We start from the raw sequence: 13,415 nt of genomic DNA, 5'->3' as shown, positions 1-13,415 counted from the left end.
TAGATACGCCAAAGTCGATCGAACGTTCTCAACCAGAATCTGAACCTGTGGTAAAAAATCGGCCAATTAAAAAAAAGCCACAACCGAGTAGCGATTCTCGGCCCGAACAGTCGCCTATGACCAAAAAGCGACAAATAGAAAGAAAAAAACAGGATAGCGACGGCAGCGAAACACCACCCGCAGGCGACTCAGAATGAACCAATTACCAATGCCCAATTACCCCTTCCCAATTCCTAAATGTTAGTAATGATTAGTAATATTGTCGCAATTTACCGCAAAGAACTACAAAGCTATTTTGCATCGCCATTAGCCTATGCCATCGCAGCAGTCTTTTGGCTAATCACCGGCTACTTTTTAATAGCCATCCTCCTAGCCCCCGACGGGTTAATTCCCCAAATCGCGCAGCGAGACCAAGCGGGAATTACCGAACCTCCCATCGACGTAGCCTACGAATTTCTGCAACTCTTCCTGCGAATCATGGGTTCCCTTTCGTTGTTCGTACTACCCGCACTCTCAATGGGACTTTACGCAGAAGAACGCAAACGCGGCACATTAGAACTATTAGCCACATCCCCCTTAACAAACTGGGCAGTTGCTACCGGCAAACTCCTCGGCGTTTTAACATTTTATACCACAATGTTGCTGCCCCTACTGTTCTGCGAGGCGATCGTCCTCAGTTCCTCAACCCCACCCGTACTCCCCGGAGTTCTTCTGCTAGGACACGCCGGCTTAATCTTACTAGCAGCAGGAGTATTGTCGCTCGGAATGTTTATTTCCTCCCTCACCGACAGCACAATTTTATCAGCCATCCTCACCTTCGCTCTAGTATTATTTCTCTGGGTGATTGATGCAGCCGCCGTCGGTATCGGTGGCGCCTTCGGAACAGCATTAGGACATTTGTCGCTCCTAACAAATTACACCAATCTTGTCAAGGGAGTTTTCGATACCAGCAGTTTAATTATGTTTGCCAGTTACATCATTTTAGGAGTATTTCTGACCGCCCAATCTATCGATGCCTTGCGATATCAGCGTTCTTAAAAACATCAGGAAAGGCTGAGACAGAGAAGGTTATTTTTGCCGAAGTAAAGAGAAGTAAAGAGCAAAGGGAAGGTTATTTTTTCCCTGTTAATCATTCTACAAAATACCTCAAACAATGAGATTTATCAATCCCAAAATCGACTTTGCGTTCAAAAAAATATTCGGTTCCAGCGACAGCAAAGACATCCTGATTAATTTTTTAAACGCCATCCTTTATGAAGCACAGCCGGTCATCGAAGACTTAGAAATAATCGACTCCCAACCAGAACCTCAAACTCTCGCAACCCAAGACACGCACCTAGATGTCAAAGCCACAATTAACGGCGGCAGAATCGCCCTAGTTGAAATTCAACTGATCAACGTCCCTTCCTTTGGGAACAGAGTTTTGTACAACGCTGCCAAAAGCTACAGCCAGCAATTAACAGGAAAAGAACGCTACGAAAGACTAAAAACAGTAATTTCTTTGAAAATTGCCGACTTTGAAATGTTTGAAAATCAGCCCGAATTTATGTCGCGGTTTGTTTTTCAAGAAAAAGAGCAAAAGTTTGAGTGTCCAGATACTGCAATAGAATTAGTATTTATCGAACTGCCAAAATTTAGCAAGGAATTAGCCGAATTAGAAACAACCGCCGATCAATGGATTTACTTTCTCAAAAATACCAGCACTCTGGAGACAGTACCAGAAACACTCAGTGCAGTTCCCGAAATTCAGAAAGCTTTTAGAATTGCCAGCGAGTCAAACTTCACTCAGGAAGAATTAAATGAATTGCAGAAGCAAGAACTGTGGATTCAAGACCAGCAGATTGCCATAGATGTAGCAAGAGAACAGGTGACAAAAGCCGCTCAACTATCGTTAATATTGCGTCAGCTAGTGAAGCGCTTAGGCACAATACAACCAGAAACTGAAAACAGCATCCGTCAATTAGGTATACAGGAATTAGAAGAACTAGGAGATGCCGCGATCGATTTCAACAAGCCGTCAGATTTAACAGCATGGTTGCAGGCTAATGCGATATAGAATAACATCCTCGGCCCGGAAATTTTTCCCTCAATATTTACGTTATGAAAATTAGCAAAACAAATTGGAAATACGTTTTTTTGCTGGGCCCCCTCCTCATCGCGGCGGGGGTAACAGCAGGACTTGTATCGGGAGTATGGGACCCACTGACAGTCGGTTTAGTTATTGCCGGAGCAGTGACGATCGCACTTTGGCTGCTATATTTGAGTTACGAACAAAGCTTTTGGGGCCAGCGTTCCACTCAAGCCAGCACCAACGCCCTGATTGCTACCCTCGCCGTCTTTGTGATTCTCGGAGTAATTAACTTCATAGCCGTTCGCTATCCCGTCCGCATCGACTTAACGGAAAGCCAACAATTTACCCTCGCCCCGCAGACTCAACAAATTCTGCGAAACCTGCAACAAACAGTCAAAGTTTGGGTATTTGACCCCATCCAAAACCCCCAAATTAAAGAATTGCTGCAAAGCTACAAACGCGAGGGAGGCGAAAAGTTCCAATTCGAGTTTGTTGACCCGCAGACGCAACCGGGAAAAGCGCGGGAATTTAGCATTACCAGCATCGGGGAAGTTTACCTGCAATCCGGGGACAAAAAACAAGTTCTGCAAAAAGGCGGCACTGCTTTTGGTAGCGACCCAAATCAAGGTCTTTCAGAGATAAAACTTACCAATGGCTTAGAAGAAATCCTGAGCACTCGCGTTGCTACAGTTTACTTTTTGCAAGGCAAAGGAGCCCGCCCGATAAAGGAAGGTCAAGGCGGAATTCAGCAAGCTGAAAAAGCTTTGAAAGATAAATACTACAACGCCCAAACGCTGAATTTGACCGAACGCAAAGAAGTGCCAGAAGATGCAGATGCTTTAATCGTTCCCGGGTTGGAAAAACCGTTTTCCGATACAGAAATTAAAGCACTAAAAGCTTATCTCGATCGCGGCGGCAGTTTATTGTTAATGGTAGACCCGGCAATTGATACGGGATTGGGCAAATTGCTGGAAGAATGGGGCGTAAAACTAGACGCCCGTTTGGCCATCGATGCTTCGGGCGATGGTCAAAGATTTGGCCTGGGCCCCACGGTTCCCACAGTCAGGCGCTACGGCGAACATCCGATTACTCAAAGTTTTGGCAACGGTATTTCATTTTATCCATTTGCGCGTGCTTTGGAAAACTCGCCAGTAGAAGGGATAGAGGCAAAACCGCTGATTTGGACGAGTCAGGAAAGTTGGGCGGAAAGCGATTTGACGACTAAGAAATTGGAGTTCGATCAGAAGACCGATCGACAAGGCCCGCTATTATTAGGTGTAGCTTTAGTTCGATCGTCCACTGACAGCACTCCCTTAAAGCCCTCACCTTCACCAACACCAACACCGGTCACGCCTTCACCCCAAGCATCGCCGACAACTTCGCCATCGCCGACAGATTCACCATCGCTGACAGATTCACCATCGCCGACAATTTCACCATCGCCGACAATTTCCCCATCCCCGACAGATTCACCGTCGCCAACAATTTCCCCATCCCCGACAGATTCACCGTCGCCAACAATTTCCCCATCCCCGACAACTTCGCCATCCCCGACAGATTCACCGTCGCCGACAACTTCGCCATCCCCGACAGATTCACCGTCGCCAACAACTTCGCCATCCCCGACAACTTCACCAACAGCTTCCCCAATCAGCTATTCGGTGATTGTCTCGCAAGAAGCTACGCCGCCAGCATTACCCACGACTTCGCCAACACCGGCAGCATCTCCGACAGCATCTCCCACAGCATATCCAGAAAGTTCGCCAACACCGACAGAATCTCCGACAGCATCTCCCACACCGACACCAGAAACATCTCCCACAGCATCTCCCACAACATCTCCCAGTCCAAAGCCAACTCCTTCTGCGCCTTCAACTCCTAGAAAAACATCGCGAATGGTAGTAATTGGCACATCTCAATTTGTGACTAACGGTTGGTTTGACCAACAACTCAATAGCGACGTGTTTCTCAATTCAGTCAGTTGGTTGAGTAAACCAGACCAGCAAAGCTTTTCTATCAGTCCGAAAAAAGCTACCAACCGCCGCATTAACATGACCACCATCCAAGTAGGATTGCTGGTTTTAGCTTGGCTAATTTGGCCTTTACTCGGACTGGGAATTGGCGGCGCTATTTGGTGGAAGAGAAGATAAATTAGTTGACTGTTGACTGTTGACTGTTGACAGTTGTCAGTTGACTGTTGACAGGTGTCAGTTGTCATTTGTTAATCCTTTGCTGTGGCTAATAACAAATAACCAATAACATTAATCAACAGTCAACAGTCAACAGTTAACAATGCCCAATGCCCAATGCCCTGTTTGGCCAATGCCAAATTCCCTATGCCCAATTCCCAGTTATTATGAAATTGCAGAAAAATACATTAGTATTGATAGCCGTCGCACTAAGCATGACTGGGTTGGTTGCTTTGTACGAGATGCAAGTATCTCCGAAAGAGGAAGCAGCTAAGGAAGAAAAACAGAAAATTTTTGCTTTTAACTCCGATCGCATACAATTCTTTACAGTCAAAACTCCCGAAAAAATATTGACTTTTGAACGAGTTTATGCTACAAAAGGAGGCAAGTCTAGCTGGGAAATGAAATTGCCCGTGCAAGCACACGCTAGTCAGGCATCGGTGGATTTTTTGCTAGACAGGCTGGCAACAGGAAAGAGCGATCGCACGATTAATATTACTGCAGCTCAACTGCCAGAATTCGGTCTCGACCAACCCCAAGCTACAGTCACAGTAAAACTGGACAACCAGGAAACTCACCGCCTAGTTTTAGGCAAAACAGACTTTAGCGGCCGCTTCTTGTATGCTCAAGCCAATCCGCCGGAAGCGCCCCCTCAAAATTCCGCCCAAAATTTGCCCGTGCTGCTAGTGCCTTTTGACTTTAAAAATGCCGTCCAGCGACCTTTGTCAGAGTGGAAAAAAGCAGAAGCACCCAAAACAGACAAACCGCAAAAACCCTCTCCCACGCCAAGTCCTGAGAATCAATAGATGACCCATCGCTCTGAGATGTTGCACCATTCTCAATAAGGCTTTTATGAACAGGCAAGATGCCTGTTCCACAAGAAAATTCAGTCTTTGTGGAACAGGCATCTTGCCTGTTGCTGACAATGGTGCACTCTGGGATAGAATTTAAAGAAAAAATCCCAAAACCTGTTACATCCAACATTCCTCACCTAAAATACAGAAAAGTCTAAACTTAAACTGTATTTAAGTGGCGTGCATTACCCCCAGGAAAGGGCGAATATGTTTCAGACAGCACTCAACCAAGGTACGACAGCAACGGATACAGCGCTTGACGTTGAACTCCGCAAGGTATTTAAGGTATTTAACGGGGAAACCGCAGTACGCGGAGTTGACCTCAACATCCGCCAAGGAGAATTTTTTAGCATCCTCGGCCCTAGCGGCTGCGGCAAGACTACGACGCTGCGCTTAATCGCTGGGTTCGAGACTCCCTCGGCGGGCGAATTGGTGATTCGCGGCCAGTCGATGACCAACACTCCAGCTTACCGCCGTCCGGTAAATACTGTGTTTCAAAGCTATGCTTTGTTCGGACACATGAATGTCTGGGACAATATCGCTTTTGGATTGCGGATAAAAAAGCTGGGGAAAGCAGAAATTGAAGAACGGGTACGGGAAGTTTTGCAATTGGTGAAAATGGAATCTTTCGCCAACAGGTTTCCCGGTCAAATGTCGGGCGGCCAGCAGCAGCGGGTGGCTTTGGCGAGAGCTCTGGTAAATCGACCGGCGGTTTTGCTGCTGGATGAACCTCTGGGTGCTCTGGATTTGAAGTTGCGGAAGCAGATGCAGTTGGAACTGTCGAATTTGCATCAAGAATTGGGTTTGACTTTTGTGATGGTGACTCACGACCAAGAAGAGGCGATGAGTCTGTCTGACCGGATTGCTGTGATGCACGAGGGCAGGATTGAGCAAATTGGCTCTCCTGAAGAAATTTATGAGTGTCCCCAGACGGCTTTTGTGGCCGATTTTATTGGCGATACGAATTTGTTTTCTGGTACGGTGGAGTCGATCGACCGATCGACTATCACAGTTCGCACATCAGCCAATCTGAAAATAGTCGTTCAGCAGTCGGATATGTGGAGTGGTGTCACAGGCGACTCTGTTGTGGTCAGCGTTCGGCCGGAAAAAGTATATTTGAATCTCTACCAGCCGGAAGTGTCGGTCAACTGTTTTGAAGGGCGGCTCAAAAATACTATGTATATGGGCACGCACGTTCATTACGTCGTTGAGTTGGCGTCGGGCGATAAAATTACTGTGCGCCAGCCCAATACCGGCGGGTCTTTCCCAGACCCGCACACGCCGATTTACGCTTACTGGGGAACTACTGATTGTCTCGCTTTGACCGATCGGAATTAGTCAGTTGGCAGTTGGTAGTTGGTATTAGTCATTAGTCATTAGTCATTAGTCATTAGTCATTAGTCATTGGTTATTTGTTGGTGGTTCGTTCTCCTAACAAATAACATAGGACAATTCCCAATTCCCAATTCCCAATTCCCAATTCCCAATTCCCCAATCTTCAATCTTCAATCTCCAAATCTAAAATCTAAAATCTAAAATCTAAAATCGAACTGTGCCTCCGACTAACTTACCAATTTCCAGGATTTTCCCGGCTAATTCTACACGCCGTCAGTTCCTAAAAAATTCGGCGGCGACAATTTCCGGTTTAGCTGTTTCGAGTTGCGGCTGGCGACTTGCAGACGTACAATCTGCTCCTCCGGTCAAAGGTGATGCCGACCAACTTTTCATCTATACTTGGGCAGGATATACCGATAACGCTTTGCTCGATCGCTTTGCCGAAAAAACTGGCATTCGCGTGGTTGCAGACGTATTTGACTCCAATGAGGCGATGCTGGCTAGGGTTCAAGCTGGCGGTGGCCGGGCCTACAGCATCATTTACCCGTCTGACTACATGGTGATTCAGATGACGGAACTGGGGCTGTTGAGCCCATTAGACCACTCGATTTTGGGCGGACTCGATCGACTAAAAAAACAGTTCCAAAACCCCGTATATGACCCAGGAAACCGCTACAGCGTCCCTGTGAGTTGGGGAACCACAGGCTTAATTTACAACAGCGAACAGCTCAAAGAAGCTCCTGAAGATTGGGACTATTTGTGGCAGCACAAACAGGAGTTAGCAAGGCGAATGACGCTGGCCAATGATGTTCGAGAAGTGATGGGTGCTGCGCTGCGGATGTTGGGCTATTCTCTCAATTCTACCAACCAAGAGCAAGTGAAACAAGCTTACGAAAAGTTGGTTGAACTCAAACCGGCGATCGCATCTTTTACCACTGATGCTTGGCGGCCGCAAATGCTGACGGGGGATTTGAAGGTAGCTATGTGTTATTCTTCTGATGCTAATGAGGTAATTCCCGATAATGATAAATTGCGCTATGTTGTGCCAAAAAGCGGTTCTTCTCTGTGGACTGACACTTTAGTAATTCCTAAAGGTGCTCCCAATCCAGAAGCAGCTTATAAGTGGATTAACTTTATGCTGCAAGCGGATGTCGCTGCTTCTTTAGTAGAACGGCTCAGTTTCTCAACTCCTTCGGAAGATGCTTTTAGTTTGCTGACGCCGGAAGTCCGCGAAAATGAAATTCTTTTCCCTTCGGAGGCAACTTTGAAAAATTGCGAAGGTGTTGCTCCGGTAGGAAAATTTATAGACGTGTACGATCGCTATTGGACTAAATTAACCAGCGGTTAATCTTATTTTTGCCAGAAATTTCATGTGGATTTCGATTTACCGTGGGGTGGGGGCGGGTTTATGAGATTGTTTATTTTAGGCGATTATTGTAGGTGAACCCGCCCCTACATTACATTTCGATTTACCGTGGGGTGGGGGCGGGTTTAGAAGATTGTTTATTTTACGCATAGATTGTTGTTGGTGAAACCCGCCCGTACCAATCACAACTCAAAACTCAACACTATTTATTTATGGCTGTTTCAACTAGAACTCCCCCTCCTATTCCTCCCAATTCTTCCTTGAAGGCTGAAACTGTTTCCCCGTGGTCGGCGTGGGCTGGGCCACTGGCATTGCTCGGCCCTTCTGGCTTGTTGCTGCTTTTATTATTAGTCATACCAACTTTGGTGATTTTTCAGCTTAGTTTGGTGCCGAATATTAAGCCGGGGGATTTGGTGATTCCTTCGGGAATCGGCAATTACCTGCGAGTGTTTGAGCCGCTGAATTTGCAGGTGATTGGTCGATCGCTCTTTTTCGCAACGGGGACTACTATTCTGTGTTTGCTGCTGGGGTTTCCCGTCGCTTACTGGATCGCCCTCAATGTCTCGAAAAAGTGGCGGAATTTAACTTTGCTAGGCTTTGTGTTGCCGCTGTGGACTTCTTCGCTGTTGCGATCGTATGCTTGGATTACAATTCTGCGTCCTACGGGGGTTCTCAACTCGCTGCTGGCACTTGTAGGCATTCCTCCTCTAGAATTGCTTAATCAAAGTTCCGCAGTTTTAATCGGCATGGCTTACAGTTATTTGCCTTATATCGTGACAATTCTCTACGCATCTTTGGAAAAGTTAGACCGCAGGTTGCTAGAAGCATCTCAGGATTTGGGCGCCAATCCAGTGGAAACTTTCTGGAAAGTGACAGTACCTCAGACGATGCCGGGAATTGCTGCGGGTTCTTTGCTAGTATTTATTAGCTGTTTGGGCGATTTTGTCGATCCGGAGTTGCTCGGTGGAGCTTCGAGCATGACGGCGGCTCGTTTAATTTACAATCAGTTTTTGGGGGCGACTCAAAATTGGGGGCTGGGTTCGGCTCTGAGTATGGTATTAATCTTTGCAGTGAGTATCGGAATTGCCCTTTTGCTCAAATATGGCGATCGTAATCCAATTTAAAGAAGTCATTAGTCAGTAGTTATTAGTCATTAGTTATTGGTTACTGGTTATTGGTAGCTACTCACAAATAACAACTGACAACAACCGATTACCAATTACCAATTACCAATTAATTACCAATTACCGATTACCGAGAAATGGAAAATACCCCCGAAAATCCACAGGAGGAAATACAAGCCGATATGTACTTAAAACCTAAATTTAAGATTTCTTGGCAGGTGATATTTGCCGTTGTGATGTTTTTTTATATGTACCTGCCCATCCTGGTACTCACCTTTTACAGCTTTAACAAATCGCGTTTTAGCGCCGGCTGGGAAGGATTTACTTTGGATTGGTACGTTAAATTATTTAGCGATACGCGGATTTTAATTGCCCTGAGAAACAGTTTAACAGTGGCTGTGTGTGCAGTTGCAATCTCGGCTGTACTAGGCACTTTGATGGCAGTTGGTTTAGCCCGCTACCGCTTTCCAGGCAAGAGTTTATATCAGGGAGTCTCCTACTTGCCGATTATTATTCCAGATATTGCTACCGCAGTTGCTACTCTGGTATTTTTAGCGGCGCTGGCTATTCCTCTGAGTTTGTGGACAATTGTCGCCGCTCACGTTGTGTTTTGTCTGGCTTACATCGCCCTAGCTGTTTCTACTAGATTGGCCGATTTAAACCCGTATTTAGAAGAGGCTGCCTTGGATTTGGGTGCAACGCCTGTTGAGGCTTTTATTCAGGTTTTGCTCCCTCAATTAATACCCGGAATTGTTTCGGGTTGTCTGCTGTCTTTTGTCCTCAGCATGGACGATTTTTTGATTGCGAGTTTTACCGCAGGTAGCGGGACTACAACTCTGCCGATGGAAATTTTTAGCCGGATTCGGACTGGGGTAAAACCTGATATTAATGCTTTGAGCGTGCTGTTGATAGTAGGTTCGGGAGGATTGGCGTTTTTAGCGGAATATTTGCGCGGCCGGGGCGAGCAAAAACGGAGTCATTAGGCAGTGGGCAGTGGGCAGTGGGCAGTTGACAGTTGACAGTGGGCAGTTGACAGTTGGTTATTTGTGAGTTGTTACCAATGCCCCATGCCCCATGCCCCATGCCCCATGCTGCTATTTTGCTGCGGGTAATTTCACCTTAGTAGCCAAACCTAGTGCTTCCAAGACTTGAATTGTCATCCAAGTGAAGTCAATTTCCCACTTTTCCATCCCGTGACGAGCCGAGTATTGATAAGCATGGTGGTTGTTGTGCCAGCCTTCACCGTAAGTCAGGACAGCCACCCACCAACAGTTAGTAGAACTATCGTTTGTTTCGTAGGTGCGGTAGCCAAATTTGTGAGTGGCGCTGTTAACAAACCAGGTGCAGTGATAAACGAAAACTAAGCGGACAAAAATTACCCACACTACAAACGGCCAGCCTGCTGCTAAGTAAAGCAAGACGCCAAAGACGATTTGCATCGGGAGAAAGTAGTTTTGCAAAAATTGGTAAAATGGATCGCTCGAAATGTCTTTTGTGCAGCGGGAAATTTCAGCGTGAGCTGGACCTTTATATAGCATCCAGCCGATGTGACTCCACCAAAAACCCTTTTGGGCATTGTGAGGGTCGAGCGCATTTTGGTCAGAGTTGGTGTGGTGCAATCGGTGCAGCCCAACCCAATCAATTATTCCTCCTTGACAGGCAAGGGCTCCGCAAAATGCTAGAAAGTATTCTACGAATTTTGGTGTCTGAAAACTGCGGTGGGTGAGCAGGCGATGCCATCCGAGAGTTATTCCCAAACCGCCGGTTATCCAGTGCATGAATACTGTTAAACCCACTGCTGTCCAATTGAAGTTACTGGGTAGCAGTGCGAACAAAGCGCCGATATGAAGTCCTGCTAAACTAATAACGTGCTTCCAATTGTATTGGAGTTTTTCTTGGGTTGCAATTGTCATTCTATTTTTGATTTCTGATGAGATGCCGAGCTAGATTCACACATAATAGTTGGGATTGAGCAGTGAACTTTTTTGCTGCACTCTTGCCCAAACTAATAAAGAATCAATGATAGATTTGGGATTAGGATTGAAAAAGATTTACGGTTGTATTCTGAAAATAAAAAATTTGGCTGCCAAACAAAATTTTTTGTTCCCAATTATATTATAACTGATTCTGGTTTGGGTTGGGTCGATCGCACCCGAAGAGTCGATCTCTGTTCAACCCAACCTCTACCATCGCAAAAAACAGGATTAGGCATTGGTCACCAGCCATTAGTCCAGAACTGATGACCTACAACCAATGACTAATTGCCGATCGCTATTTTTCTGCTAATTTCACTTTGGTTGCCAAACCCAGCGATTGCAGCAATTGAATTGTCATCCAGGTGAAGTCGATTTCCCACCATTGGAGACCGTGGCGAGCCGAGTATTGAAAGGCGTGGTGGTTGTTGTGCCAGCCTTCGCCGTAGGTGAGCAGAGCCACCCACCAGCAGTTGGTCGATCGATCGCCCGACTCGTAGGTGCGGTAGCCGAATTTGTGGGTAGCGCTGTTAACCAGCCAAGTGCAGTGGAACACCACCACGATCCGCAGAAACACACCCCAAACCACGAAAGACCAGCCGCCTAATAAATAAAGCAACACACCGAAGACAACTTGGATGGGGATAAAATATGCTTGGAGAAACTTGTATACTGGGTCGTCGCCGATGTCTTTAGTAAAGCGGGGGATTTCCACTCTGATCGGGAGATCCGAGAGCATCCAGCCCATGTGGCTCCACCAGAAGCCTTGATTGGAATCGTGGGGATCTGTTTCGGTGTCGGAATGTATGTGGTGTAACCGGTGCATTCCTACCCAGTCGATCGGGCCACCTTCACAGGAAAGGGTACCGCAAATAACTAGAAAATACTCTAGCCATTTCGGTGTTTGAAAACTGCGGTGGGTGACGAGGCGGTGATATCCCAGAGTAATTCCTAAACCACCTGTTACCCAATGCAGGAAGACAGCTAGCCCGACCGCAGACCAGCTAAAATTACCCGGCAGCAAAGCAAATAAAGCACCGATGTGCAGAAAGGCCATAAAGCCTACGACAGGCCAATCAGGAGAAGTTTTTTTGGAAGTTGCAATCGTCATGAATATATTATGTTTACAAACTAGGGGCCGCATCTACGCCATAATGAACAGCGCGCACGCAAAGGGTGAGCGAGGTATAGATGAATAGCGTTTCACGGCTACAGGAAGCAGAACAGGCACTCTTTCAGATTTTTTCTGGTATTGACACTACAGTCAAGCAAAATCTTCAACGAGTCTTAAAAGCTTTTCGCAGCCACCGGGTTGGAGTCCACCATTTTGCAGGGGTTACGGGTTACGGCCACGATGATTTGGGTCGGGAGACTTTGGACGGGTTATTTGCCGAAGTGGTAGGGGCCCAGGCCGCGGCTGTCCGGGTACAGTTTGTTTCGGGTACTCACGCGATCGCCTGTGCTCTTTTTGGCATCCTGCGTCCTGGTGACGAAATGTTGGCAGTGGCTGGTTCTCCCTACGATACTTTAGAAGAAGTGATCGGCTTGCGCGGGCAAGGTCAAGGTTCACTGCTTGAGTTTGGCATTAGTTACCGTGAGTTGCCTCTAACTCGCGAAGGAAGTTTGGATTGGCAGGCATTGAGCTCTACTATTTCAGCAAAGACTCGCCTGGTTTTTATCCAGCGCTCTTGCGGCTATTCTTGGCGGTCGAGTTTGTCTATTTCTGAGATTGAAAAAATCGTCGCCATAGTCAAACATCAGAATCCTAACACAATTTGCTTTGTTGATAATTGTTACGGAGAGTTTGTTGATGATTGCGAACCTACTGCTGTCGGTGCGGATCTGATGGCTGGTTCTTTAATCAAAAATCCGGGGGGTACGATCGTCCCTGCGGGCGGTTACGTTGCCGGGAGGGCTGATTTAGTGGAGGCGGCAACTTGTCGCTTGACGGCGCCGGGAATCGGCAGCAGCGGCGGCGCAACTTTTGATTTGAATCGGTTGCTGTTTCAGGGTTTGTTTATGGCTCCCGGTTTTGTGGGGGAGGCGATGAAGGGAAATCATTTGACGGCTTATGTTTTTTATAAGTTGGGTTATCGAGTGAATCCTATGCCTTTGGCTAGAAGACGAGATGTGATTCAGGCGATCGAATTCGGTTCTGCTGATAAGTTAATTGCTTTTTGTCGGGCTGTTCAGCAAAATTCCCCCGTCGGTTCCTATTTAGATCCGGTCCCGGCTCCGATGCACGGGTATGAAAGTCAGTTGGTGATGGCTGGGGGTACTTTTATTGATGGGAGTACGTCGGAGTTTTCGGCTGACGGGCCTCTGCGGGAGCCTTACGTGGCTTTTTGTCAGGGGGGAACTAATTGGACTCATGTATCGATCGCTCTTGAAGCTGCGATCGAGGCTGTGGGCCCGGCTAATAAGTAAGGATCGCGAATTAAATAACTTACAATTTTAATTGTTATTGTGGGATGGGCGTCCCGCCCGTCCAAAAAGGACGGGC

13 protein-coding genes are annotated in these 13,415 nt (G+C 46.8%); 11 read left to right on the top strand and 2 right to left on the bottom strand.

Going from position 1 to position 13,415, the window contains the following annotated elements; all coding sequences use genetic code 11:
* From QUB16_RS16110 to QUB16_RS16065, 10 genes are all read left to right on the top strand, one after another.
* A partial coding sequence (locus QUB16_RS16110; RefSeq protein ID WP_333317542.1) for a hypothetical protein occupies positions 1 to 197 on the top strand: 197 nt, incomplete at its 5' end.
* A 40-nt stretch (positions 198 to 237) separates the two neighbouring features.
* Positions 238 to 1,038, top strand: coding sequence for an ABC transporter permease (locus QUB16_RS16105; protein ID WP_333317540.1), 801 nt, complete (start codon positions 238 to 240; stop codon positions 1,036 to 1,038).
* Between the two features lie 115 nt (positions 1,039 to 1,153).
* Positions 1,154 to 2,056 (top strand): Rpn family recombination-promoting nuclease/putative transposase, encoded by a 903-nt coding sequence (locus QUB16_RS16100; RefSeq protein ID WP_333317538.1) that lies wholly within the window; start codon positions 1,154 to 1,156, stop codon positions 2,054 to 2,056.
* 44 nt (positions 2,057 to 2,100) lie between these two features.
* Positions 2,101 to 4,221, top strand: a complete 2,121-nt coding sequence (locus tag QUB16_RS16095) for a Gldg family protein (protein ID WP_333317536.1) — start codon at positions 2,101 to 2,103, stop codon at positions 4,219 to 4,221.
* Positions 4,222 to 4,370: 149 nt separating this feature from the next.
* Positions 4,371 to 5,066: a DUF4340 domain-containing protein gene (locus QUB16_RS16090; RefSeq protein ID WP_333317535.1), complete on the top strand. Its 696-nt coding sequence runs from the start codon at positions 4,371 to 4,373 to the stop codon at positions 5,064 to 5,066.
* Positions 5,067 to 5,125: 59 nt separating this feature from the next.
* Positions 5,126 to 5,272, top strand: a complete 147-nt coding sequence (locus QUB16_RS16085; RefSeq protein ID WP_333317533.1) for a hypothetical protein — start codon at positions 5,126 to 5,128, stop codon at positions 5,270 to 5,272.
* A gap of 49 nt (positions 5,273 to 5,321) precedes the next feature.
* Positions 5,322 to 6,452, top strand: a complete 1,131-nt coding sequence (locus tag QUB16_RS16080; RefSeq protein WP_333317531.1) for an ABC transporter ATP-binding protein — start codon at positions 5,322 to 5,324, stop codon at positions 6,450 to 6,452.
* Between the two features lie 214 nt (positions 6,453 to 6,666).
* Complete coding sequence (locus QUB16_RS16075) at positions 6,667 to 7,797, top strand: spermidine/putrescine ABC transporter substrate-binding protein (RefSeq protein WP_333317529.1); 1,131 nt, start codon at positions 6,667 to 6,669, stop codon at positions 7,795 to 7,797.
* Positions 7,798 to 8,027: 230 nt separating this feature from the next.
* On the top strand, positions 8,028 to 8,939 hold the full coding sequence (locus QUB16_RS16070; RefSeq protein WP_333317527.1) for an ABC transporter permease: 912 nt from the start codon (positions 8,028 to 8,030) through the stop codon (positions 8,937 to 8,939).
* A 137-nt stretch (positions 8,940 to 9,076) separates the two neighbouring features.
* Positions 9,077 to 9,922 (top strand): ABC transporter permease, encoded by an 846-nt coding sequence (locus QUB16_RS16065; RefSeq protein WP_333317525.1) that lies wholly within the window; start codon positions 9,077 to 9,079, stop codon positions 9,920 to 9,922.
* 111 nt (positions 9,923 to 10,033) lie between these two features.
* On the opposite strand, the gene QUB16_RS16060 is transcribed toward QUB16_RS16065, so the two are convergent.
* Together QUB16_RS16060 and QUB16_RS16055 are read right to left on the bottom strand one after the other, a co-directional pair.
* A complete protein-coding gene (locus QUB16_RS16060; protein ID WP_333317523.1) occupies positions 10,034 to 10,852 on the bottom strand; it encodes a fatty acid desaturase in 819 nt (272 codons plus the stop codon).
* Positions 10,853 to 11,210: 358 nt separating this feature from the next.
* Positions 11,211 to 12,023 carry an acyl-CoA desaturase gene (locus tag QUB16_RS16055; protein WP_333052723.1) on the bottom strand — a complete coding sequence of 271 codons (813 nt, stop codon included), beginning with the start codon at positions 12,021 to 12,023 and terminating at the stop codon, positions 11,211 to 11,213.
* An 80-nt stretch (positions 12,024 to 12,103) separates the two neighbouring features.
* Between QUB16_RS16055 and QUB16_RS16050 the strand changes: the two genes are divergently transcribed.
* Positions 12,104 to 13,339: a methionine gamma-lyase family protein gene (locus QUB16_RS16050; protein WP_333317521.1), complete on the top strand. Its 1,236-nt coding sequence runs from the start codon at positions 12,104 to 12,106 to the stop codon at positions 13,337 to 13,339.
* Positions 13,340 to 13,415 lie beyond the last annotated feature (76 nt).

The organism is Microcoleus sp. D3_18a_C4 (assembly GCF_036702415.1).
Lineage (GTDB): Bacteria > Cyanobacteriota > Cyanobacteriia > Cyanobacteriales > Microcoleaceae > Microcoleus.
The sequence above is the reverse complement of the archived record's forward strand: the minus strand, read 5'-3'. Positions and strand labels throughout refer to the sequence as shown.